At 73.8% G+C, this 23,885-nt stretch carries 19 protein-coding genes and 1 rRNA gene; 15 read left to right on the top strand and 5 right to left on the bottom strand.

Going from position 1 to position 23,885, the window contains the following annotated elements; genetic code table 11:
• From rrf to ACIQF6_RS34925, 10 genes are all read left to right on the top strand, one after another.
• Positions 1-85, top strand: a 5S ribosomal RNA gene (gene rrf, locus ACIQF6_RS34880); the annotation flags it as partial.
• 191 nt (positions 86-276) lie between these two features.
• Positions 277-1,686 (top strand): sensor histidine kinase, encoded by a 1,410-nt coding sequence (locus ACIQF6_RS34885; RefSeq protein WP_400902590.1) that lies wholly within the window; start codon positions 277-279, stop codon positions 1,684-1,686.
• Positions 1,638-2,306 carry a LuxR C-terminal-related transcriptional regulator gene (locus ACIQF6_RS34890; RefSeq protein WP_400902593.1) on the top strand — a complete coding sequence of 223 codons (669 nt, stop codon included), beginning with the start codon at positions 1,638-1,640 and terminating at the stop codon, positions 2,304-2,306. The genes ACIQF6_RS34885 and ACIQF6_RS34890 overlap by 49 nt, the downstream gene beginning before the upstream one ends.
• Before the next feature lie 224 nt (positions 2,307-2,530).
• Positions 2,531-4,318, top strand: a complete 1,788-nt coding sequence (locus ACIQF6_RS34895) for a DUF2637 domain-containing protein (RefSeq protein WP_400902595.1) — start codon at positions 2,531-2,533, stop codon at positions 4,316-4,318.
• Positions 4,319-4,524: 206 nt separating this feature from the next.
• Positions 4,525-5,817 carry a DUF6986 family protein gene (locus ACIQF6_RS34900; RefSeq protein ID WP_400902598.1) on the top strand — a complete coding sequence of 431 codons (1,293 nt, stop codon included), beginning with the start codon at positions 4,525-4,527 and terminating at the stop codon, positions 5,815-5,817.
• Between the two features lie 107 nt (positions 5,818-5,924).
• The gene (locus ACIQF6_RS34905; protein ID WP_400902601.1) at positions 5,925-6,572 is read left to right on the top strand and encodes a YigZ family protein; all 648 of its coding nucleotides are present in this window, start codon (positions 5,925-5,927) and stop codon (positions 6,570-6,572) included.
• Between the two features lie 319 nt (positions 6,573-6,891).
• A complete protein-coding gene (locus ACIQF6_RS34910; protein WP_400902603.1) occupies positions 6,892-8,385 on the top strand; it encodes a hypothetical protein in 1,494 nt (497 codons plus the stop codon).
• A gap of 202 nt (positions 8,386-8,587) precedes the next feature.
• Complete coding sequence (locus tag ACIQF6_RS34915; protein ID WP_400902605.1) at positions 8,588-10,300, top strand: restriction endonuclease; 1,713 nt, start codon at positions 8,588-8,590, stop codon at positions 10,298-10,300.
• 75 nt (positions 10,301-10,375) lie between these two features.
• Positions 10,376-10,813, top strand: a complete 438-nt coding sequence (locus ACIQF6_RS34920; RefSeq protein ID WP_400902608.1) for a DUF6278 family protein — start codon at positions 10,376-10,378, stop codon at positions 10,811-10,813.
• Between the two features lie 199 nt (positions 10,814-11,012).
• Positions 11,013-11,744, top strand: coding sequence for a ZIP family metal transporter (locus tag ACIQF6_RS34925; RefSeq protein ID WP_400902725.1), 732 nt, complete (start codon positions 11,013-11,015; stop codon positions 11,742-11,744).
• Positions 11,745-11,754: 10 nt separating this feature from the next.
• Here the strand turns inward: ACIQF6_RS34925 and ACIQF6_RS34930 are convergent, their stop codons facing one another.
• Complete coding sequence (locus tag ACIQF6_RS34930; RefSeq protein ID WP_400902611.1) at positions 11,755-12,660, bottom strand: LysR family transcriptional regulator; 906 nt, start codon at positions 12,658-12,660, stop codon at positions 11,755-11,757.
• 103 nt (positions 12,661-12,763) lie between these two features.
• On the opposite strand from ACIQF6_RS34930, the gene ACIQF6_RS34935 reads away from it, so the two are divergent.
• Positions 12,764-13,690, top strand: coding sequence for an EamA family transporter (locus ACIQF6_RS34935; protein WP_400902613.1), 927 nt, complete (start codon positions 12,764-12,766; stop codon positions 13,688-13,690).
• Here the strand turns inward: ACIQF6_RS34935 and ACIQF6_RS34940 are convergent.
• Positions 13,611-14,081 (bottom strand): MarR family winged helix-turn-helix transcriptional regulator, encoded by a 471-nt coding sequence (locus tag ACIQF6_RS34940; protein ID WP_400902616.1) that lies wholly within the window; start codon positions 14,079-14,081, stop codon positions 13,611-13,613. The two genes, ACIQF6_RS34935 and ACIQF6_RS34940, sit on opposite strands and share 80 nt — an antisense overlap.
• A 132-nt stretch (positions 14,082-14,213) precedes the next feature.
• Between ACIQF6_RS34940 and ACIQF6_RS34945 the strand changes: the two genes are divergently transcribed.
• Positions 14,214-14,546 carry a DUF2218 domain-containing protein gene (locus ACIQF6_RS34945; protein ID WP_400902619.1) on the top strand — a complete coding sequence of 111 codons (333 nt, stop codon included), beginning with the start codon at positions 14,214-14,216 and terminating at the stop codon, positions 14,544-14,546.
• Between the two features lie 147 nt (positions 14,547-14,693).
• Here ACIQF6_RS34945 and ACIQF6_RS34950 read toward each other — a convergent pair whose 3' ends face one another.
• From ACIQF6_RS34950 to gabT, 3 genes are all read right to left on the bottom strand, one after another.
• Entirely contained in the window at positions 14,694-15,770 is a 1,077-nt protein-coding gene (locus ACIQF6_RS34950) for a hypothetical protein (protein WP_400902621.1), read from the bottom strand.
• A 122-nt stretch (positions 15,771-15,892) separates the two neighbouring features.
• Entirely contained in the window at positions 15,893-16,504 is a 612-nt protein-coding gene (locus ACIQF6_RS34955) for a phosphatase PAP2 family protein (RefSeq protein ID WP_400902624.1), read from the bottom strand.
• Positions 16,505-16,905: 401 nt separating this feature from the next.
• On the bottom strand, positions 16,906-18,246 hold the full coding sequence (gabT, locus tag ACIQF6_RS34960) for a 4-aminobutyrate--2-oxoglutarate transaminase (protein WP_400902627.1): 1,341 nt from the start codon (positions 18,244-18,246) through the stop codon (positions 16,906-16,908).
• Between the two features lie 224 nt (positions 18,247-18,470).
• On the opposite strand from gabT, the gene ACIQF6_RS34965 reads away from it, so the two are divergent.
• The 3 genes from ACIQF6_RS34965 to ACIQF6_RS34975 all read left to right on the top strand — a co-directional run bounded on the left by ACIQF6_RS34965 (position 18,471) and on the right by ACIQF6_RS34975 (position 23,872).
• Positions 18,471-20,480 carry an ATP-binding protein gene (locus ACIQF6_RS34965; RefSeq protein WP_400902630.1) on the top strand — a complete coding sequence of 670 codons (2,010 nt, stop codon included), beginning with the start codon at positions 18,471-18,473 and terminating at the stop codon, positions 20,478-20,480.
• 244 nt (positions 20,481-20,724) lie between these two features.
• Complete coding sequence (locus ACIQF6_RS34970) at positions 20,725-22,290, top strand: PucR family transcriptional regulator (RefSeq protein WP_400902633.1); 1,566 nt, start codon at positions 20,725-20,727, stop codon at positions 22,288-22,290.
• Between the two features lie 139 nt (positions 22,291-22,429).
• Complete coding sequence (locus ACIQF6_RS34975; protein WP_400902636.1) at positions 22,430-23,872, top strand: aldehyde dehydrogenase family protein; 1,443 nt, start codon at positions 22,430-22,432, stop codon at positions 23,870-23,872.
• Positions 23,873-23,885: the final 13 nt, after the last annotated feature.

Raw genomic sequence — 23,885 nt, forward strand, 5'->3', positions numbered from 1 at the left:
TTACATTCCGAACCCGGAAGCTAAGCCTCACAGCGCCGATGGTACTGCAGGGGGGACCCTGTGGGAGAGTAGGACGCCGCCGAACAATTATTCAGAAAAAGCCCCCCGCCTTTCGGCGGGGGGCTTTTTTCGCGTTCCCCTGCAGCAGGGGCCAACGAATGGGGTGGAGTTAGGTCCACCTGAAAGACGGGTGGCACGGCCAATGTGCCGGCCGGGGGCCCGGGGAGAGACTGAGAGCGTTCTTGGGGACGGCGATCAACTCTCGGGGAGTGGACCTTGGCGACGACAGTGTGGTTCGGCGGTGGGGCCGTCAGGTCCGTTGTGGGGGAGCGGGTGCGGGCGGGGCGCCAGGCCTTCGGGCAGGGTGTGGTGATGGCGGTGTCGGCAGCCGGGGGGCCGGTGGTGCCGTTGGTGGCGGCGCTGGTCACGGGGCTGGCGGTGGTCCGCCTGTTCGACGAGGGCCCGTTGGCGCCGTTCGTCGCGGGGCCGTGCGCAGGTGTGGCCGGAGCGTCGGCGCTGTACTGGTTCGTGCGGCATGGCGCGGCGTGGACGAGGCAACGGGTGGAGCGGGCCTCGGGGGAGCCCTGGCGGGTGGTGTATTCGCGGCGGGAGGCACTGGAGCAGGACGCACGCGGGTTCTGGTGGACGGGGGTGTCGTACCACCGGCGGCTGGAGGTGGCGCGGCTGGTGCAGTTCGTGCAGTGGGCGGTGCGGGATCGGCAGGTGCGGCGGGAGGGGCTGTGGCTGTTGGCGAATCCGGCTGCGGTGGTGGTGCTGCTGGGTGTGCCGATGGCGCTGGTGTGGGGCGGGTTGGTGTTCGTGCTGACGGTGCAGCTGGATCCGCGGCATTTCTTCGGGATCTACAACCACCTGACGAACGTACTGATCTCTGCGCTCCTTGGCGGCGCCATGATGGTGGTGGGGTTGCTGGCGATGCCGTGGGCGGTGCGGACGCACAACGAGGTGGCGTGCCGGGTGCTTGGCGGCGCACCGCAGCAGAGCCGCGCCCAACTGTCCGAACGGGTGGCACATCTGACGGAGACTCGGGCCGACGCGGTGGACGCCCAGGCGGCGGAGTTGCGGCGGATCGAACGGGATCTGCACGACGGTGCGCAGGCGCGGCTGGTGGCGATAGGTCTGACGCTCGGGACGATCGAGCACCTGATGACGAGCGACCAGGCGGCGGCACTCGAGTTGCTGGCGGAGGCGCGGGAGTCCTCGGCGAAGGCGTTGCAGGAGCTGCGGGATCTGGTCCGGGGCATTCATCCGCCGGTGCTGGCGGAGCGCGGTCTGCCGGATGCGGTGCGGGAGTTGGCGCTGACGGCGGCGGTGTCGACGGAGGTGACGGTGAGTCTGCCGGCCAGGCCGGAGGCGTCGTTGGAGACCGCGGTGTACTTCAGCGTGAGCGAGCTGTTGGCGAATGCGGCGAAGCACTCGAGGGCCCGGCAGGTCTGGGTGGATGTGCTGCATCGGGCGGGCCGGCTGCGGGTGGTGGTGACGGACGACGGGCACGGGGGTGCGCGGCTGGAGACGGGCGGTGGGTTGCGGGGGATCGAGAGGCGGTTGGGTACGTTCGACGGAGTGATCTCGCTCGACAGTCCTGTGGGCGGGCCGACCACCATCACGATGGAGTTGCCGTGCGCGTTGTCCTCGCCGAGGATCTCTACCTCCTTCGCCAAGGCCTGACACGGTTGTTGGAGGTTCACGGGTTCACCATCGCGGCGGCGGTGGAGACCGGGCCCGACCTGCTGGCGGCGCTGCTGTCGGAGCGGCCGGACGTCGCGGTGGTGGATGTCAGGTTGCCGCCGACGCTCACGGACGAGGGGCTGCAGGCGGCGTTGGCGGCGCGTCGGGAGATACCGGGTCTGCCGGTGCTGGTGCTGTCGCAACACGTCCAGCAGCTGTACGCGCGGGAGTTGCTGGCGGACGGCACGGGCGGGGTGGGCTACCTGTTGAAGGACCGGGTGTTCAACGCGGACCAGTTCGTGGACGCGGTGCGGCGGGTGGCGGCGGGAGGGACGGCGATGGATCCGGACGTGATCGGCCGACTGCTCCAGCACAACGCGGGTTCGGAGCCGTTGCAGCGGCTGTCGCCGCGGGAGCGGGAGGTACTGGGGCTGATGGCGGAGGGGTGTTCGAACTCGGCGATCGGGGCGCGGCTGACGATCAGTGACGGCGCGGTGGCCAAGCACATCGCGAACATCTTCGGGAAGTTGGAGCTGGCGCCGACGGACGACGGCAACCGTCGGGTGCTGGCGGTGCTGGCGTACCTGAACGGTGCGGCGGAGCGGCCGGCCGCCGGGTAGCGCCCGTCGGAGTGGTGTCCGTGGTGGTGCGGACGAGTGGAGGTGTGGTGCCGGTCCGGCCTGGCGACGGGGGTGAACGGCCGTGCGAGTAGTATCCGGTGGGCCGAGTCTGTCAACGGCGCATCAGTTCCGCGGTGTCCGCGGTCGTGCGCCCCGGGCGGGGACGTGTACTCGGCGGCTACAGGTCCTACGGCAGCTGCCGAGTCCCAGGGGTTGATCATCGAATGGCACGTCCTTCCCTTACCCGCGCGCACCGGGCTCTGCTGGGCGTGGTGGCCGTCGGCGCCTGCGTGATCTCGGGCATCGGCTTCGCCGGCTCGTACAACTCGGTGCGGGACTTGGCGTTGGAGAAGGGCTTCGGCACCTTCGCCTATGCCTTCCCGATAGGCGTCGACGCGGGCATCGTGGTGCTGCTCTCGCTGGACCTGGTGCTGACCTGGCTGCGGATCCCGTTCCCGCTGCTGCGGCAGACGGCGTGGCTGCTGACGGCGGCCACGATCGCGTTCAACGCGGCGGCGTCCTGGGGCGACCCGCTGGGCATGGCGATGCACGCGGTGATCCCGGTGCTGTTCGTGGTGGTGGTCGAGGCCTCCCGGCACGCGGTCGGGCGGATCGCCGCGATCACCGCGGACCGACACATGGAGTCGGTGCGGCTGATGCGCTGGGTGCTGTCGCCGGTGCCGACGTTCCGGCTGTGGCGGCGGATGAAGCTGTGGGAGCTGCGGTCGTACGACGAGACGGTGCGGCTGGAGCAGAACCGGCTGGTGTACCGGGCGCAGTTGCGGTTCCGGTACGGGCGGGGCTGGCGGCGCTCGGCGCCGTTCCAGGCGCTGCTGCCGCTGAAGCTGGCGAAGTACGGCGTGCCGCTCGATCCGACGGTGCTGGACCGGATCGACGGCCCGCTCCAGGCGCACGACGCTGTGGCGGTCGAGGCCGGGGAGACGGTGCAGGCGGAGCGGACGGCCCCGGCGGCCGGCCAGGTGGCGCAGGGCCGTCCGGCCGAGCTCGGCGCGTCGGCTCCGGCCCAGGGCCCGGCCGCGGCCGGAGCCCCCGCGCAGCCGCAGCAGCCTCAGCCGAAGCAGTCGACACAGCAGCAGGCGCAGCAGGCGCAGCAGGCGGTGCCGCCGGTGTCGGCGGCGGTCGCGGTGCCGACGCTGGCGAAGCTGGCCGCGGTGCGGCTGCGGGACCAGCAGGACCCGGAGGCGGCGCAGGCCGCGCCGGTGGTGGACCGGTCCGCGGAGCTGAACGTGTGGACGGCGCGCCCGCTGCGCTCGCACGTGGCGGAGCCCGACCAGGTGCACACGGCCCGCGTGCCGGGCCAGGCGTCGCCGTGGTTCAAGGCCCCGCGCCCGCAGGACGCGGAGGGCCCGGGCCGCCCGCAGTCGGGCTACCAGCCGGCCGACGGCTACCCGGCGCCGGCCTTCGCGGAGCAGGCCTTCGCGGAGCAGGCGTTCGCAGAGCAGGCGTTCGTGGAGCAGGACTTCGCGGACCAGGGCTACGGCGAGCCCGGCTATCCGGAGCAGGGCGGCCACCAGGAGGGCTACCGTCCGGCGGGGGCGGAGCGGCAGCGGGTGTCGGCGAACGGGCACGGGCAGGGCCGCCCGCAGGGGCCGCAGGTCGCGCACGCTCCGCAGCAGGTGCCGGTCGACCCGAGCGGCCGTCAGCTGGTGCAGGACCAGGAGGCCGAGCCGATCCGGCTCGGCGGCCGGCCGCTGCGGCTGGACGCGATGATGGAGGCGGAGACGCTGCCCTTCGACCAGACCGCCGAGGAGGTGCCGGCGCGCCGTCCGTTCGCGGGCGGGGCGGAGCCGCTGAACGCGGACGAGTGCTTCGACGCACTGGTCAGCTACATGGAGGAGAACCAGCGCCACCCGGACGAGCGCCGCTTCGCCGAGTACCTGTCGCAGCGCGGTGTTCCGGGCTCGCGCCCGGACGGCGGCGTGGCGCTGAAGGACGTCGAGAAGATCTGGGACCAGCTCCAGGAGCGGTACATGGAGTCGGGCCGGGAGTGACCGTCCCCGGCGGACGGTGACCAGCTCCGTCCGGCGCCGAGTATCGCGCTGCGGCACTGACGCCGCCTCAGCTCGTCCGCGCATCACGTTGCGTGTCATGGCCGTCCGCCGGTTCGTCCGGCGGGCGGCCATTGACGCTTCCGCAGGGCCGCACTACCTTCGCCGGACCGTCCCGTCGATCCCGCGTGGTGAGTGGAGGAGCCCGGATGTCCCAGCCTGCCCAGTCCGCCCAGCCCGGCCAGGCCCGGCCGGTCTCGTTCTCGCCGGACGCCCGAGCTGCCGTGGAGGCGCTGTTGGGCCCGGTGGACGCTGAACTGACGAGTCGTTACCCGGGGGATCGGTCGGCCCGGCAGCCGGTGCACACCGTGTACGTGCCGGCCGACGTGTTCGGGCCGCGGACCGTCCGCGAGTGGGGCGCGCGGGCGCTCGCGGTGTTCGACGAGCACGCCGGGACGCCGGGCCGGCTGGCGCAGGCGCTCGGGGTGGCGGACGACGCGCTGCTCGCGGACGTGCACGCCCGGGTGCGGGCCAAGCTGGCGCGCGAGCCGATCGAGGATCTGCGGATCGACTTCGAGGACGGCTACGGCCCGCGCCCCGACGCCGAGGAGGACGCCGCGGCGGTGCGGGCCGCGAAGCTGGTGGCCGCGGCGGTGGCCGACGGCAGCGCGCCGCCGTACCTCGGCATCCGGACCAAGTGTCTGGAGGCCGCCGTCCGGGCCCGTGGCATCCGCACCCTGGAGCTGTTCCTGGGCACCCTGCTGGCCGAGGGCGGGCTGCCCGAGGGCCTGCTGCTCACCCTGCCGAAGGTCAGCCATGCCGCGCAGGTCACCGCGCTGGCCCGGTTGTTGGCGGATTTCGAGCGGCGGGCCGGGCTGCCCGCCGGGCGGCTCGGGTTCGAGATCCAGATCGAGACCACCCAGGCCGTCCTCGGCCCGGACGGCCGGGCCACCGTCGCGCTGCTGATCGACGCCGCCGAGGGCCGGGCCACCGGACTGCACTACGGCACCTTCGACTACAGCGCGGCCTGCGGGGTCGGCGCGGCCCAGCAGAGTTCGGACCACCCGGTCGCCGACCACGCCAAGGCCGTCATGCAGGTCGCCGCGGCCGGCACCGGCGTCCGGCTCTCCGACGGCTCGACCAATGTGATCCCCACCGGCCCGGCCGAGCAGGTGCACGCGGCCTGGCGGCTGCACCACGGGCTGGTCCGGCGGGCGCTGGCCCGCGCCTACTACCAGGGCTGGGACCTGCACCCGGCCCAACTGCCCACCCGCTATGCCGCGGTGTACGCCTTCCACCGCGAGGGCCTGGACGCCGCGTGCGCCCGGCTCGTCGGGTACCTCGCCAAGTCCGGTGGCGCCGTCCTGGACGAGCCCGCCACGGTCCGCGCGCTCGGCGGACAGCTGCTGCGCGGCCTGGACTGCGGCGCCCTCGACCCCGCCGAGATCACCGCCCGCACCGGCCTGGACCGCGCCGCCCTGCACGCCCTGGCGGGCCGCTGAGCAGGCGCGGTCCGGGTGTTCGCCGACGGAGGGCCTAGGCTGGGCGGCGAGACCGGTGGCCGCCGTGCGGCGCCGGGTGGAGAGCGACAGCGGAGAGCACCAGCGTCATGGCCGAGCCGAGCCCGAAGCCGTACCTGACCGTCCGGGGCGATGGCAGCCACGAGTTGGAGATCAAGAAGTCCCGGTTCATCTGCCACCTGGCCCGGGTTCCGGACGAGGACGCGGCGCAGGCGTTCATCGCGGCGATCCGGAAGCAGTACTGGGACGCCCGGCACAACTGCACGGCGTTCGTGGTGGGGGAGGAGCAGCCGCGCGAGCGGTCCAGCGACGACGGGGAACCGGCGGGGACGGCGGGGGTGCCGATGCTGGAGGTGCTGCGGCGGCGCGGGGTGACCGACACGGTCGCGGTGGTGACCCGGTACTTCGGCGGGATCAAGCTGGGTGCGGGCGGGCTGGTCCGGGCGTACGGGGCGGCGGTGTCGGAGGCGCTGGACGAGATCGGGCTGCTGGAGCGGCGGCCGGTCGCGCTGCTGTCGGTGGCGGTGGACCACACCCGGGCCGGGCGGCTGGAGAACGACCTGCGGGCGGCCGGGTACACGGTGGCGGGGCTGGAGTACCTGGCGGACGGGGTGCGGATCGAAGTGGGCGTCCCCGAGCCGGAGGTGACGGAGTTCCACACCTGGCTGGCCGAGGCGACCGGCGGTTCGGCGAGTGCGCAGCCTGCCGGGCGGACCTTCGTCGAGGTCGACGTCTGAGCGGTCGACGTCCGAGCCGTCGACGTCCGAGCGTTTCGACAGCTGGGCCGGGGCCCGGAGGGCAGTCGTTTTTCGGCCAATTTTTCCGCGTCGACGGGGCGTTGGGGGGACGCTGCATCACCTGTCGGCGGGCGGGTAGCAGAGGCGGCGCGACCGGAGTTCCGGTTGCCGTCCGATGACACTCGAACGAAGGAACCCCGGACGGAGAAGGAACTTTCACTCCGGGTCACTTCGTCTCCTGGACAGGACACCGCGATTCGGCACGGCACCGGAAGGAGGACTCGCAGACCCCAGCACCGCACCTCGGGAGGTTCCGCGAATGCCCACCGACCACGCCCAGCCGCCCTATCGGCTGACGGCCGCGACACCACGCCCGCACCACGACACGACCGCCCTCGTCGACGATCTGCTCGCCGCCTGGCTGAAGGCGGAGGGCCACGACGAGCCCCCGCCCCGGGAGCACGGGGCCCCGCCGGAGCGACTACGGCTCGGCGACCGGGTGCTGCTGGACCGCGACGGCGGACCACTGCCCGGCCGCGGCCCCGAAGCCCGCTACAGCCGCCGCCGACTGCGCACCCCCGCTCCGCACGGCACCGACCAACTGACCCTCACACTGGCCTCCGAGGATGCCGACGGCCCGACCCGGCTGCGCGTCGAGGCCGAACACCTGCCCTCCGGGCCCGCGGCGACCGGCCACGGCCGGGTCCCCGTTCCCGAACTCGTCCGCCGGCTGCTGCCGTTGCTGGACGCCGCCGACGGCCCGGTGCCGCTGGCGGTCGCGCCGCGGGTGCTCGGCCCCGCGGACCTGGACGACCTGATCGACGAACTGTGCGACCCGGAACGGCAGTTGCCGACCGTGGTGGTCAGCGTGCCGCCCGCGGTGCCGATCGAGGAGTGGCAGGAACTGGTGCTCGGCCCGCTGCTGCGCCAACTCCCGGGCCTGGCCTCGATGTACGTGCTCGGCCACGCCGCGCTGCCGCGGTTCAACCTGGCCCTGGAGTACCACAAGGTGTACGGCGGCGCGGTCCGCACCTTCCTGCCCGACGTCGACCCGGCATCCCGCGCCGACGCCGCCCGGCACCCCGTGCTGCCGCGTCAGCGGATCGACGAGAACCTGCGCCGGGCCGCCGCCCTGCTGGCCCGTGAGCCGCGCCGGGTGGCCGCCGCACTCGCGCTGCCCGCCCCGCTGGACGCCGTCCCGCAGCTGTGGCTGCCGCCGGAGGTCCGCAAGGCGCCCGAACGCCCCGCGCACCCGGCGGTCCGGCTGGAACGCTGCCGGCTGCGGATCGAGCCGCCCCGTCCGCCGCGCCGCCCGCACTGCGGGGCCGGCCCGGCCAGCTTCGGCGAACTCGTCGACCGCTTCGGGGAGTTCCCGCTGCTGGAGTTCACCGGCGACAGCAAGGAGACGCTCGCCCTGGACGGCCAGGCCGACGGCCCCGGCTGGGCCCGGCTCACCTGGGACGGCCTGACCGCGCTCCAGGAGTACGCGGACGCCGCCGTGCGCGGCGAGGCCGGCGGCGACTTCAAGCAGTGGTGCGAGCACACCCCGCCCGGCTGCCACCGCTTCCCGCCGCGCAAGGCGGTCCGCGGCGAGTCCCGTACCGTCGCCAGCCACGGAAAGTGGAAGCGCCAGCGGATGCTGCCCGTCCCCGCCGTGGTGGACTCCTCCTGCCGCGCCTTCATGGGCGCCCACCTGCGGATCGGCGGAGGCGGCACCGCACCCCGGGTGCACTACCTGGACGACTGTTCCGGCAGTGGCCGGATCTACGTCGGCTACATCGGGCTGCACCTGACCAACACCCGCACCAACTGACCCGCCCCGCCCGGCCGCTGTTCCCCGGGGCCGACCCCGCGTCGGCCCCGCCCGGGCCCGGTGGGACAGCTGATCCTGCGTCAACGGTCGGCCAAACCCGAGCGGTTGGCTGACCCGGAGCGCCGAACGGGGGACAATGCTGAGCGGGTCCGCCGACGGCGGCCTCCGACGTGCGCCGGACGAGCAGGGGGAACGACCGCCGATGCAGCATCCATCCGAGGGCCGCGCCGACGGCACTGCCACGGTGCTCCAACCGGGCTTCCTCGCCTCGCTGTTCCGCGACCTCGGCGCCGACGAGGACGAGCCGCCTGCCGGGCACGAGCCGCCCGCCGCGCAGAGCCCGCAGCCCGTCCCCGTCGCGCCCGCCCCTGTCGTGCCCGCTGCCGTCCCCGCCGCACCCGCTGCGGCCCCCGCCGTGCCCGCCCCGGTGCCCGCGCCCGCCTCCGAACCCGCCGTCGTGTTCGAACCCGCGGCCGCGGACGACCCGGTGGCCGCGCACGGCCGGGCCGCCGCGCTCACCCACCACCGCTCGCTCGCCGTGCAGGCCGACCACGAACGCCTCGCCGACCTGCTGCGCCGCGCCGCCCAGCCGGTCTCCGCGATGGACTTCGAGAGCCAGCTGCGCAGCTACCGGCCCAAGCCGTACCCGGACGCCGTGCCGGAGGCCGAACCCGAGCCCGCCTGGGCCGACTTCGCCCCCGCCGAGCCCGCCGACACCGACCCCGACCAGCCGCGCTCGCGCCGCCTGCTCGACTCCGGCTACCAGCGCGAACTCGCCCAGGCCCGGCTGCTCCACCAGCGCGCGCTGCGCGAGTGGCGGACCCGGCAGGCCGACCTGGTCGACAGCGGCGCGATCGCCGCCCGGCAGGCCCACGAGGAGGCCGAGCAGGCCCGGGCCCGGGCCGTCCGGGAGTACAACGACAGCCTGGAGGAGTGCCGCCGCGCCTACCGGCAGGCCGAGCCGGCCGCCGTCGAGTCGCTGCTGGAACGCGCCCTGGCCGCCGCCGAGGGCTCCACCCGCGACCTGCCCGCCCCCTGCCGCGCGGTGTTCCGGGCGATGACCCGCACCGCCGTCCTCGATCTCGACCTGCCGCCGCTGGACACCGTCCCCGCGCTGTCCGGCTACCGGCTCGCCGAGGACGGCGCCGTCGAACCGGTCCACCGCCCCGACGCCGACGTCCGCGCCGACTACCTGCGGCTGGCCGCCCGCCTCGCGCTGCGCGCCCTGCAGGCCGCCGACGCCGTCGACACCGACGACGTGCTGGCCGGCGTCGTGCTGAACGGCTGGCTGCGACTGCCCGGACAACCCCCGCGCTGCCTGCTCAGCGTGGACGCCGACCGCGACGCGCTGGCCCGCACCCGGCTGGTCCCCGACTCCGGTCACCTCGGCGACGACGGCGTGTACGCGGACGCCGAGCACGACGAGTCGCTGCTGCGGCTGCGCGCGCTGGCCGCCGTGATCACCCCCGACCCGTACGCGGACGAGGCGGTGGTGCCGTGGGGCACCGCCGACGCCGCGGTGCCCGCGCTCGGCGAACTCTCGCCCGCCGAATTCGCCCTGCTGGTCCGGGCGGTGCTCACCGCCGGCGGCCTGGAGGACTGGAGCGTGCGGCTGCGCGGCCCGGCCGGACTGGTCGCCACCGCCGAGGGCCGACCCGACAGCCGGCTGCCCGGACGCTGGGTGGTGTGGGCCTCCCGCGGGCCGGCGCCCGTCGCCGCCGAGGAGATCGCCACGCTGTCCGAGGCCGTCCGCGAGGAGGGCGCCGACCGGGGCCTGCGGATGACCTGCGGCCAGTTCAGCGACGAGGCGATCGACCTGACGACGGAGGAACGTCACCGGCGGATCCACCTGGTCGACGGCCAGGGCATCCGCGAACTCGCCCTCACCCACCTGGAGCTGCCGCTCACCGCCTGACGGCCGGTCAGCAGGACTCGGCGGGTCCCGTCCGGCGTCCTGTCGTTCCGCCGTTCGAGGTGTCAGGCTTGGGCCGTGGAGAACGGACACCTCGGCGGTCGCGACGGCGGACGCCCGACCGAGCAGGCAGACCGGTACCTGGCCGAGCAGGACCGCGAGTGGGCGATGGCCGACATGTACGCCGAGTGCGGCCTGCTGCGCGAACTCGCCGACGCCGCCGGGGTGCGGCTCGACGACACCGTCGACTCGCTGACCGCGCTCGACCAGCTGCTGCCGCGCTGGCGCGACGACCCGCAGGTCTCCGAGTGGCTGGGCACCGACGCCGGGCTGTACCTCGGCACGGTGATCCGCCGCCGGATCCCCGGCTCGACCTGGCGGCTCGCTCCCGACGGCCGCCCGCTGATGGTGCTGGCCAGCGGCTTCGAACTCGACGTCACCGCCCTCGGCGCCGGCTGGGCCGAGCAGGGCGCGCCGCAGCTCGCCGCCGTCTACCGCGCCTCCGGGGACAGCTGACGCTCCGTCACCCCGACGGGTCCGCCGGGCGGCGCGGCGACGGCGCGGCTTGCACAGTGAGCTCCAGGGCTCGGTACCGACCGGCCCGGGCCGGACGACTGGGCAGCCGTGGGCAGCGGTCCGCGCAGCCGTCCGGCCCCCGGTGCGAGCGGGGAGGCCGAAACTGACCGCCGTGCTGGTCGCCGCGGGCGCCTTCCTGATGACGCTGGTCGGCGGTTTCGTCGCGCAGCGCACCGGCGACCGCCGCCACCTGGTGCTCGGCCTCGCCGCCGGGCTGATGCTCGGCGTGGTCTCCTTCGACCTGCTCCCCGAAGCGATCGAACAGGCCCCCGAGAAACTCCACGGCGTGCCCGAGGCGCTGCTGATGTTCGCCGCCGGCTTCCTGCTGATCCACGTGGTGGAACGGGCCGTCGCCATCCACCGCGGCCACGAGGGCGAGTACGCCGCGCACAGCCACACCCACGGACACCGCCACGGACCCGGGCACCGGCACCGCGAACAGGGCGTCGGGCTGGCCGCCGCGTCCGCGCTGGTGCTGCACAGCGTGATGGACGGCTTCGCGATCGGCGCCGCGTTCCAGGCCGGCACCACGGTCGGCGCGGTGGTCGCCATCGCCGTCGTCGCGCACGACTTCGCGGACGGCTTCAACACCTACACGCTCACCCGGCTGTACGGGAACAACCGGCGGCGGGCGCTCGCCCTGCTGGCGGCCGACGCCGCCGCGCCCGTGGTGGGCGCGGCGATCACGCTGCTGTTCACCATCCCCGACCACCTGCTCGGGCTGTACCTGGGGTTCTTCGCCGGATTCCTGATGTACCTGGCGACCTCCGACATCCTGCCCGAGGCGCACAGCCCGCACCCCTCGCGCACCACCCTGGCCTGCACCCTGCTGGGCGTCGGGGCCATGTGGCTGGTGGTCGGGCTGACGTAGCGGCGGGCCCTCAGAGGGCCAGCGCCGCCCAGTGGCGGCGCAGCGCGTCCAGGGTGGCGGTGACGGCGGGGCGGCGCGAGGTCTGGGTGCGCCACAGGACGTGCACCCGACGGACCGGCTGCGGGGTGACCGGGCGGGCGGCGACCCCGGGCGGCAGCGGGCCGCGGGCCAGGCGGGGGACCAGGCCGAGGCCGAGGCCGGCCGCGATCAGCGCGATCTGGCTCTCGAACTCGCCGACCTGGTAGCGGACGTCCGGCTCCTCGCCGATCTCGCGCATGGTGTGCAGCAGCCAGTCGTGGCAGATGTTGCCCGGGGGCACGCTGGTCCAGCGCTGACCGCGCAGCTCCGTCATCGGGACGGCGTCGAGCGCCGCCAGCGGGTGGGTGGCCGGCAGCAGCAGATCGACCGGATCGGTGCCGAGGTCGAGCCGGTTCACGCCGTCCTGCACCGGCAGCGGCACCGACGCCCAGTCCTGCACCACCGCCAGGTCCACCTCGCCGCGGGCCACCAGCTCGGCCGCCGGGTACGGGTCGCTCTCCAGCAGCCTGACCTCCAACTCCGGGTACTCGTCCTGGAGTTCGGCGAGCACGCCGGGCAGCAGGCCGCGCGAGGCGGTGGCGAAGGCGGCGACCAGCAGCCGCCCGGTGGCCCGGCCGCGATGCTCCTCCAGCGTCACCTCGGCCTGCTCGACCAGCGCCAGCACCCGCTGCGCGGTGTCCGCCAACCCGCGGGCGGCGTCGGTGAGTCGGACTCCCCGGCCGTGGCGTTCCAGCAGCACGGTACGGGTCTCGCGTTCGAGCTTGGCGATCTGCTGGGAGATCGCGGACGGGGTGAAGCCGAGCGCCGCTGCGGCGCCGCCGACCGAGCCGTGCACGGCGACCGCGTGCAGGGCGCGCAGGCGTCCCAGATCCATCATGCAGCAATGCTAAACGGTCCGCTTGAGAAACTGTCGCTGGTGCTGAACGGTTGTGGCGGGCGATCCTCGCACCATGCCGACTTCCGCTTCGCCCTCGTCCGCCATGAGGCCCCGTCACGTCGCCCTGGCCGTACTGGTCGCTGCCGTCTGGGGCCTGAACTTCGTACTGATCGAGGTCGGTCTGCACGACTTTCCGCCGCTGCTGTTCTGCGCACTGCGCTTCGCCGTGGTGGCGCTGCCCGCGGTGTTCTTCGTCGGCCCGCCCCGGGTGGCGTGGCGCTGGGTGCTCGCGGTCGGGACGGTGCTCGGGGTGGTGAAGTTCGGGCTGCTGTTCCTCGGCATGCACGCCGGAATGCCGGCCGGACTGTCCTCGCTGGTCCTTCAGGGTCAGGCCGGGTTCACCGCGCTGTTCGCCGCCGCGCTGCTGTGCGAACGGCCCGCCCCCGTACGGACGGTCGGCCTCGTCCTGGCCTTCGCCGGCATCGCGCTGGCCGCCGTCGACCACGGCGTGCACGGACCGGTCGGCGCCTTCGCGCTGCTGATCGGCGCCGCCGCGGCCTGGGGCCTGGCCAACGTGCTGACCCGCAGGGCCGCCCCGCCGGACGCGCTGCGCTGGATGGTCTGGGTCTCCGCGGTGCCGCCGCTGCCGCTGCTCGGCCTGTCCCTGCTGGTCGAGGGCCCGACCGCGGACTGGGCCGCGCTGCGCGGCATCAGCTGGGCGGGCATCGGCGTGGTGCTGTACGTCGGGCTGGTCTCCACGCTGTTCGGGTTCGTCGCCTGGAGCCACCTGCTGCGCCGCTACGACGCCTCGGTGGTCGCCCCGTACTCGCTGCTGGTGCCGGTGTTCGGGATGTCCTCCGCGGCGCTGCTGCTGGGGGAGCGGTTCAGTCCGGCGGCGGGCACGGCGACGGTGCTGGTGATCGCTGGGATCGGGCTGGGCGCGGTGCCCGCTACGGCGTGGGCCCGGCTTCGTAGGCTTCCTCGGCGTGCCGAAGAGCCCGCAGCAGGGCGTCCTGTTCGGCAGGGCTGACCGGGTCGAAGTACTGCTGAGCGACCTCGTGCCGGACCTGGGAGATCCGCTCCAGCGCACCGTGCCCGGCGGCGGTCAGCACCAGCCGCACCGCCCGGCGGTCGACCGGGTCGGGAGTGCGGGCCACCAGGCCGGCCTCCTCCAGGGCGTCGACCACGGTGGTCGCCGAGCGCGGCGCGATGTGCAGGCGCTCGGCGAGCTCGCTCAGCCGCATGGTCTCGGCGCTCTCGCAGCCGGGCGCGTGGGCGAGCGTGCGCAGCGCCCGGGCCTGGGCGGGGGTGATGCCGTACGGCTCCAGCCGCTGCATGGTCCGCCGACGGATGCGCTTCATCGCCCGGGTGAGGGCGTCGGCGAGTTCCGCGGCGGTGTCGGCGGGGCCGGGGGAGGTCATGCGCACAGGGTAGCGGTCGGCCGGTCCGCGGCCGGTCGGGTGACGGACACGGTTCGAAAGGATGTTGAGCTTGGCTCACTAATCGCGTAGCTTAGGGCAGCCTAAGTCATTCGCGCTCCGAGGAGTTCCGTCATGGCCCGCTCCACCGCCCGTGTCGCCACCGACCGTCCCGGCCGTTACGCCAAGCAACTCACCGCCCACATGGGCCGCAAGGTCCCCGCCGAGTGGTCCGAGGAGACCGGACGCGGCTCGCTCGTCTTCGGCGCCGGGCAGGCCGAGCTCACCGCCGAGGACGGCGCGCTGCTGCTCGCCGTCGAAGGCGCCGAGGAGAACCTGGCCCAGCTGGAGGACGTGGTCGGCCGTCACCTGGTCCGCTTCGGCACCCGTGACGAACTCGTCGTCGCCTGGCAGCGGGAGAGCGGCGAGGCCGGCACCGTCCAGCGCCTGACGGGCGAGGAAGGCTGACCGACCCCGCGAGGCTGCCGCCGGCTCGGGCCGGGCGGGTTGGGTCGAGCCGGGTCGGGCTGGCTCGTCGGCGCGGCGCGGCGCGGCGCGGCTCGGCTCGGCTCGGGTTGGGCCGGCTCGGGGTGGCTCGGGGTGGCTCGGGGTGGTTCAGCTCTGCCGGAGTGGCGGCATCGGCACCGGTACCGAGAACGCTGTGGCCCCCGCGCCGACGCCGCCCTCGCAGCTGTTCGGCGGCGCGGTGGTCACGCCCCGGGTGGAGGGCTTCTCGGCCGCCCAGAACATGAATCCCAGCAGGCCCGCGCTGGTGCCCGCGCCGTGCGGCGCGGCGTTCTGCACCCAGCTGCCGGTGGCGTTCTGCACCGAGTTGGCGAAGTTGGTGCACTCCGGTCGGACCTGCGAGCCCTCCGCGATGTACAGGCTGCCGGTGAACTTGGCGGGCGCCAGCGGCGGGATCGGCGGACTGTAGGTCGGCTTGCCGTCCAGGTGCTCCTGCCAGTTGGCGGTCGCGGTGGACGCCGAGGGCTGCTTGTTCGGCACCATCGCGTTGGCGTAGTCCAGCACCGGATTGCCGGTGGTCAGCCAGTGCGCGGTGGCGTACTGGTCGATGCCGCTCAGCCAGCGGTCGCCGGCCGCGACGTCGATGGTCAGCCGCGCGGTCGGGTCGGCGCCCGAGGCGTCGTACGGGTGGGCCGAGCGGTAGGCGTCGACGAAGGCCTGCAGGCCCGTCAGGTTCGGGCTGTTGCTGTTCTCGTAGTCGATCTCGACGCCCACTCCCAGCTTTGCGGCCAGCGCGGCCGCCCGCCGGCCGAGCAGGGCGCCGTTCTGGGCCAGGGCGGAGTCCCAGTCGCCGGTGTAGGTGATGCCGCCGATGGAGAGCATCACCCGGATCCCGTGGGCCGTGAAGTAGTCCACCACCTGCTGGTTCATGCCCACCGGGACGCCCGCGGCGTCCCCCGCGTCGGTGGTGCCGTTCAGCAGCCGCAGCGGGTTGACGAAGCTCAGCACCACCACGTTCACCGAGGGCCGGCCGTCGCCGCGGTCGATCAGCCAGTGGTTGGCGGCGTCGAACTCCTCCATGTCCCGGACCTTCGCCCAGGTGCAGGCGTCGTTGCTGCAGTGCCAGGCGCCGTAGACCTGCATCGGGGTCGCCGCCGTTGCGCTGGTCGCCGGCAGCGCCGTCACCGTGAGGGCGAGCAGCGAGGCCGCTGCCGCAAGACGCGTCATGGGCATGACTGGAGAGCGCACATTCGCCTCCCGGCGATCGCGTGCCGATGGGTGGGGAACAGGGTGCGCGCGAGCCGGTGTTGGCGTCAATGGATCGGACCGGACGGCAATATGACGGAACGTCAGGCTGTGGTGCGGTCGGGCGACAGGCGTGGCAGCAGGCGGTGCAGGGCGAGCAGCAGCAGACCGGAGAGGCACCAGCTGGCGACGACGTCCAGCAGCCAGTGGAAGTCGCTCCACACCAGCCCCGCGCCCACACCCAGGCAGACCGCCGCGGTGGCCCACCCGAGCCGCCGGGACTGCCGCGCCGGCAGCACCCGGGCCAGCAGCAGCGCCGCCGCCCCGTACGCGATCGCGGAGGTCGCGGTGTGCCCCGACGGGTACCAGCCCCACTGGTCCGGGGCCAGCGGCACGTTGAACGGTCCGGGCCGGGCGAACCAGGCCTTGGCCGGCACCACCAGCAGCGGAATCAGCGCCGCCGTCACCGCCGCCACCGGCACCGGCGTCCACCAGCGCGGCCGGCCGTCACGCCGGGCCAGCCAGGCCGCCAGGCCCGCGCAGCCCAGCAGCACCGGGACGGCCGGCACCCCGCCGCCCAGGTCGGACAGGGCCACGCCCAGATGGTTCAGCAGCGTGGAGTGCAGCGAACGGCGCAGGTGCCGGACCGCGTCGCGCACCGCCGGATCGATCCCCAGCAGCGGGCCGTCCACCGCCACCTGCCAGGAGATCACCACCAGCAGCGCCGCGAGCGCCGTGGGCAGGACAGCAGAAACAGGCCGCCCCGGAGCAGGGGGGAGAGCTCCGGGGCGGCCAAGGCGATCGCCGCGCCGTGCGGCCCGGGGGGTGTGGGCGGGACGGCCGGTCGATCGGTCCAATGCATCCGCCTCGACGGCGGACGGTGGTGTGGGCAGTGGTTGAGGTTCGCTGTCCATCTGTGATGACAGTACGTCAAAGCCGGGGCGCGCCAACGGCCGACAGGCTTTCGTGCACAGCATCTTCACCACCGGCGGGGCAACCTCCACCCACGGGTCGAACAGCAGAACGCGCGGGGGCCGGACGGGATCCGCTTCCGTCCGGCCCCCGCGCCGCTCAGGGGGGGTACTACAGGGGGCACTGCAGGGTGCTACCTGGGGGTTCAGACGCCCGCGAAGGCCGTCTCCAGGATGTCCAGGCCCTCGTTCAGCAGGTGCTCCGGCATCACCAGCGGCGGCAGGAAGCGCAGCACGTTGCCGTAGGTGCCGGCGGTCAGCACGACCAGGCCCTCGGCGTGGCAGGCCTTCGCGATGGCCGCGGTGGCCTCCGCGTTCGGCTCCTTGCCGCCCGGCTTCACCAGCTCGACGGCGATCATCGCGCCGCGACCGCGGACCTCACCGATGATCTCGAACTTCTCCTGCATCGCCCGCAGGCGGCCCAGCATGATCTCACCGATCCGCTGCGCCTTGCCGTTGAGGTCCTGCTCCTTCATGGTCTCGATGGCGCCCAGCGCGGCCGCGCAGGCCACCGGGTTGCCACCGTAGGTGCCACCCAGACCACCGGTCTGCGCGGCGTCCATGATCTCGGCGCGGCCGGTCAGCGCCGACAGCGGCAGGCCGCCGGCGATGCCCTTGGCGGTGGTGATCAGGTCCGGGACGATGCCCTCGTCCTCGCACGCGAACCACTGGCCGGTGCGGCAGAAGCCGGTCTGGATCTCGTCCGCGACGAACACGATGCCGTTCGCCTTCGCGAACTCCACGATCGCCGGCAGGAAGCCCTTGGCCGGCTCGATGAAGCCGCCCTCGCCCTGGATCGGCTCGATGATGATCGCGGCGACGTTCTCGGCGCCGATCTGCTTGTTGATCGTCTCGATGACCTGCTTGGCAGCCTCGGTCGCGGCGTTCTCCGCGCCCGTCAGCCAGCGGTACGGGTAGGCCACCGGCACGCGGTAGACCTCGGGGGCGAACGGACCGAAGCCCTGCTTGTACGGCATGTTCTTCGCCGTCAGCGCCAGGGTCAGGTTGGTGCGGCCGTGGTAACCGTGGTCGAACACCACGATCGCCTGACGCTTGGTGTAGGCGCGGGCGATCTTCACCGCGTTCTCGACGGCCTCGGAGCCCGAGTTGAACAGCGCGGTCTTCTTCTCGTGGTCGCCCGGGGTCAGCTCGTTCAGCTGCTCCGCAACCGCGACGTAACCCTCGTACGGGGTCACCATGAAGCAGGTGTGGGTGAACGCGGCCAGCTGCTCGGTGGTCTTCGCCACCACGGCCTCGGCGCTGTTGCCCACGTTGGTGACGGCGATGCCCGAACCGAAGTCGATCAGGCTGTTGCCGTCCACGTCCTCCAGCACGCCGCCACCGGCACGCGACACGTACACCGGCAGCGTGGTGCCCACACCAGCGGCCACCGCGCCGAGCTTGCGAGACTGCAGCTCCTGCGACTTCGGGCCGGGGATCGCGGTGACCAGGCGGCGCTCCTGCGGGAGCGGCGTTGCAGCGCTCATCGTTTGTTCTCCAAGTTCTCAAGGCGCGGTAATCGCAGGCTACGACCGGCCCCGTTCGGCGGGCATGCGCCACTCGGTACTGCTGCGCCGGACGAATTGTCCTGCGCGGCCAGTGGCCGAAGATCGGCTGCCGCCCCCACTCCCTCCACTACATTGGCCCCGGGTGTGTCGGTGGGACGGCGGAGCGGGTATGGCACCGCCGGCAACGTAGGAGGGGCCCCGAAGTGGAACTGAACGACGCGCGAACCCGGCACACCGACCTCCCCCCACCCCGCACCCCCTTCCACCTCCCCACCTGGGCCACCGCCCCTCGCCCCCAGGCCCCGCCCGGCATCTACCGGCAGCACCACACGCCGTACGACCCCCGGACGGCGGCGGAGAACGAGACGGCGGCGGGGCCGCTGTTGGTGCGGGCGGTGCTCAACGTTGCCGTCGGACTCTTTGTCTACCTCGAAGGCGTCTCCCTGCTGCAGGGACTGCTGACCACCCTCGGCCTCACCGTCACCAGCTCCTTCATCGTCTCTCTGCTGATTGCCGCCGCCGTGAACGTGGCGGTGATCATCCTGGTGTTCATGGTCTTCGGGCGGATGGGTCGTTGGGGCGAGGTGTGGCGGCGCTGGATCGCCCCGATCGTTTCCCGCACCGTCACCGAGATCCCGCCCGAGCCCGAGGCCGCGCCGCTGGTGGATGTGTGGGCCGAGTTGCGGCCGGCCGGGGATGCGGTGCGGCGGCTGGAGGGCGAGGCGGTCGGGGATGTGGACTACGTGCGGCTGCACCAGGCCTGGCGGAGTGTCGGGGTGGACCCGGTCGGGCGGCAGGAGTTCGCCGTGCAGGTGGGGAGTCGTGGCGGGGCCGCCTGCGCGCACCCGTCCGAGCAGCGGGATCTGCCCGGTGGGAGGGCCGCGCGGCACGATCTGATGCTGCGCCAGGTGCGGTTGGGTACGGCGCAGGACGTGCCGAAGAACCCGGCCACGCACCGCAAGGCGGGCTTCGCGCTGGAGCCCGCGCTGCTCGGCACCTCGCTGCTCGCGGTCGGCCCGGCCGGCACCGGGAAGACGGCGGCGCTGGCCCGCCCGGTGGCGGAGGCGCTGTGTCTGCAGGCGCTGGCGGGGGCGGCCTGCGCGGTGGTGGTCGGGGCGTCCGACGCGGACCTCGGGCCGGACGACTGGTACGACGTGGTGATCGCCCCCGGCGACCCGTCCGCCCCGTACGGCCTGGACCTGTACGGGGCCGCGCCGAACCCGGACGAGGCGGCGGCGCGGTTGGCGGATGCGCTGCTGCCGGACGAGCTGGCTTCGCGGGCGGAGAGTGCCCGTACGTCGATGCAGCAGGTGGTGGGGCCGTTCCGGGCGGCGTACGGCCGGTATCCGGGGGTGCGGGAGCTGCGCGGGCTGCTGGCCGGTGACCGGGACGGGTGGGCGGAGCTCGCGGAGCGGTTGCAGAAGTCGGGCCGGCGCCCGGAGTACGAAGCGGATCTGCAGCAGCGCGAGCGGATGCACGGCCGGGTGGACGACCCGGGCGCGCTGCTCGCCGACCGGTTGGCGCTGCTGGACCGCCCGGCGCTCGCCACCGGTTTCTCCGGCGGCCCGGACGCCAAGCCCGCGTTCGCGATGCGCGCGCTTGAGCATCCGCTGCGGGTGCGGGTGAAGCTGCCGGAGCGCAGTCACCCGGAGGCCGCCCGGATGCTGTCGCGGCTGCTGCTCGGCCAGTTCACCCAGGCCGCCGCCGACCGCGGCGACCGCGAGCTGTTCGCGGGGCTGGTGCTGGACGACGCGACCGCCGCCGTGGACGCGCAGACGATCCGCGGCATTCAGCGGCTGCGCGGGGCCAACGCCGGTGTGGTGCTGCTGCTGCGCACGCTGTCCGACCTGCCGGAGGCGCTGCGTGCGCCGCTGTTCGGCGCGGTCGGCAACCGGATGGCCTTCCCCGGCATCGCGCCCTGGGACGGCCGGCTGTTCTCCGAGGCCTGGGGCACCCACCTGGTCCGGGAGACCGCCATAACCCACACTCCGGACACCTCCGGCGGCATGATGCGCCGTGCCGGTCGGCTGGTGCGCAAGGCGCTGTCCGGCACCACCGCGCAGACCGAGTCGGTCACCACCCGGGACGTCGAGCGGCACCGCTGGTCGCCGTCCGACCTGGCGCACGCGCTGCCGTCGGGGCACGCGGTGGTCTCGCTGACCTCGGTGACGGGGGAGCAGGTGCCGCCGCTGCTGGTCGACCTCCGGCACTGAGGCTCCGGAACCGGAGCCGGTGACCCGACGACAGCGGCGACCCGGCGAGAGCGGTGACCCGGCGAGGGCCGGGAGTCGAGGGTGGTGACTCGAGGCTCGGTCGCGGGGCGGTCAGCATTGGGTCACGGAAGGTACGGACCGGCGGATTTCGGCACTCCGGCTTGTCCGGAGCGTCCATAATGGGGGGAGAACCCTCACTCGCCCGGTCGCAACGGCGCGACCAGGTCGAACCACCGAAGGTGCCATGCCCCCCACACTCGCCTCCGTCGTGCGCACCAGCACGCTCCATCTGACGGTCCTGGCCGGCGCGGACCACCTGGAACGCCCGGTCCGCTGGGTGCACACCAGCGAGCTGGACGACCCGACTCCGTTCCTGGAGGGCGGTGAGCTGCTCCTCACCACCGGCATCAAGCTGGGCAAGAGCGCCGCCGGGCTGCAGGCCTACGTGCACCGGCTGGCGGACGCCGGCGTGGTCGGGCTCGGGCTGGGGGTCGGACTCTCGCACACCGAGGTGCCGCAGGCGCTGGTGGACGCGGCCGCGCAGCGCGGGCTGCCGCTGCTGCGGGTGCCCGAGGCGACGCCGTTCATCGCGATCTCCAAGACGGTCTCCGCCGCGCTGGCCGCCGAGCAGTACGAGGCCGTCACCACCAGCTTCGAGGCGCAGGAGGAGCTGACCCGGGCCGCGCTCGGCAAGGACGGCACCACCGCGATCGTCCGCCGGCTGGCCGCCCGCCTGGGCGGCTGGGCCGCGCTGTACGACGGCTCCGGCGCGCTGTCCGCGGTCGCCCCGGACTGGGCCGCCCGCCGGGCCGGCCGGCTGGCCGCCGAGGTGGACCGGCTGCGCCGCCGCCCCGCGCCGTCCAGTGCCGCGTTGCAGGGCCGGGCCGGCACCATCGACACCGCCGACGAGGACTACGTGGTGGTCCAGTCGCTCGGCGCGGACCGCCGCCCGCGCGGCTTCCTCGCGGTCGGCACCGAGGACCGCATCACCCCGACCGAGCGGTATGTGCTGAACGCCGCGGTGGCGCTGCTCACCCTCACCCTGGAGCGCTCCCGGGAGCTGCGGCAGGCCGAGGAGAAGATGGGCGCGGCGCTGCTGCGGATGGTGCTGGCCGGCGAGGTCGGCACCGCCCGCCAGGTCGCCGCGGGGCTGTTCGGCGGCCTGCCGGAGGGCACCGTCCGGGTGCTGGTGGCCGCCGCCGGGCCCGGCCCGGAGGCCGCCGAGGCGCTCGGCGAGCTCGGCGACCGCGCCGAGCAGGCCGGCGGCAAGGTCGGCGAGAAGCTGCTGGTGGCCCGCGAGGACGGCGCGCACGGGCCGCGCCTGATGGTGCTCGCCCTCGACAACGGTTCGGTGCACCGGGCCTGCCTGGGCGCGGTCGAGGAGCACGAGGGGCTGGCGCTCGGCGTCTCCGCCCCGGCCGCGCTGGAGGACGCCGGCACCGCGCACGCCCAGGCCGAGCGCGCGCTGGCGGTCGCCCAGCGCGGCGGCCGCCGCACCGTCGACCACGAGGAGGTCGGCGCCGGCTCGCTGCTCCCGCTGCTCGGCGAGGAGGCCGTGACCGCGTTCGCCGAGGGCCTGCTGCGCCCGCTGCGTGAGCACGACCGCACCGCCCGAGGCGACCTGGTGGCCTCGCTGCGGGCCTGGCTGTCCCGGCACGGCCAGTGGGACGCCGCCGCCGCGGACCTGGGTGTGCACCGGCACACGCTGCGCTACCGGATGCGCCGGGTCGAGGAGCTGCTGGGCCGCTCGCTGGACGACACGGACGTCCGGATGGAGCTGTGGCTGGCGCTGCGGGCGGGCGAGGACTGAGCTCCGCCCCGGACGGGCCTGTCCTGTCCGTAGAAATCGACCGGTTGCTTTCCACCCGTCCGTCCAATCGGAAAGCTGTTCCCTTCCCCCTACCGTGAATGCGAAAGCGAAGTCTTCGAGGGAAGGGGCCGGTGCGACCGTGACCACCACGTACGAGTTCTGGTTGGCCGGGCAGCGGGCGAGCGGCGAGACGGACTTCGAGGTCCGTCACCCGCACGACAACAGCCTGGTGGCGAAGGTCAGTGTGCCGACCGACGCGCAGGTCGAGGAGGCCGTCGCGGCCGCCGCCGCTGCCGTTCCGGTGTTCGCCGCGACCCCGGCGCACGTGCGCGCGGCCGCGCTGGACCACGTCGCCAAGCGGCTGACGGAGCGCACCGAGGAGATCGCCCAGCTGATCACCGCCGAGAACGGCAAGCCGATCAAGTGGGCGCGCGGCGAGATGGGCCGTGCCGTGTCGGTGTTCCGCTGGGCCGCCGAGGAGGCCCGCCGGACCAACGGCGAGACCATGCGCCTGGACACCGACCCGGGCGGCACCGGCCGTTACGCGCTGGTGCGCCGCTTCCCGCGCGGTGTGGTGCTGGGCATCGCGCCGTTCAACTTCCCGCTGAACCTGGTGGCCCACAAGCTGGCCCCGGCCATCGCGGTCGGCGCGCCGATCATCCTGAAGCCGGCCCCGGCCACCCCGCTGTCCGCGATGGTGCTGGGCGAGATCCTGGCCGAGACGGACCTGCCGGTGGGCTCCTGGAGCATCCTGCCGGTCGAGAACGCCAAGATGCCCGAGCTGGTGCAGGACAAGCGCCTGCCGGTGATCTCCTTCACCGGTTCGGACAAGGTCGGCTACCAGATCATGGACTCGGTGCCGCGCAAGCACGTCACCCTGGAGCTCGGCGGCAACGCCGCGGCTGTGATCCTGGCGGACTGGAGCTCCGAGGCGGACCTGGACTGGGCCGCGAGCCGGATCGCGCTGTTCGCGAACTACCAGGGCGGCCAGTCCTGCATCTCGGTGCAGCGGGTGATCGCCGACGCGACCGTCTACGACCGCCTGGTCGAGAAGGTCGTCGCCAAGGTGCAGGCCCAGGTCACCGGTGACCCGCGCGACGAGGCCACCGACGTGGGCCCGCTGGTGGACGAGAACGCCGCCAAGCGCGTCGAGTCCTGGATCGAGGACGCCGTCGCCAAGGGCGCCAAGGTGCTCACCGGCGGCAAGCGGGACGGTGCGGCCGTCGAGCCGACCGTGCTCGCCGAGATGCCGGCGGACGCCATCCTGGCCAAGTCCGAGGTGTTCGGCCCGGTGCTGTCGCTGCACAAGGTGTCCTCCACCGACGAGGCCTTCGCGATGGTCAACGACTCCGACTTCGGCCTGCAGGCCGGCGTCTTCACGCACGACGTGCAGACCGCCTTCCGCGCCCATCGGGAGCTGGAGGTCGGCGGTGTGGTCATCGGCGACGCGCCGTCCTACCGTGCCGACCAGATGCCGTACGGCGGCGTGAAGGACTCCGGCGTGGGCCGCGAGGGCGTCCGCTACGCGATGGACGACTTCACCTTCGAGAAGGTCATGGTGCTGACCGGCCTCGACCTCTGATCGGGACCGGACC

The organism is Kitasatospora sp. NPDC092948 (assembly GCF_044754805.1).
Taxonomy (GTDB): Bacteria; Actinomycetota; Actinomycetes; order Streptomycetales; family Streptomycetaceae; genus Kitasatospora.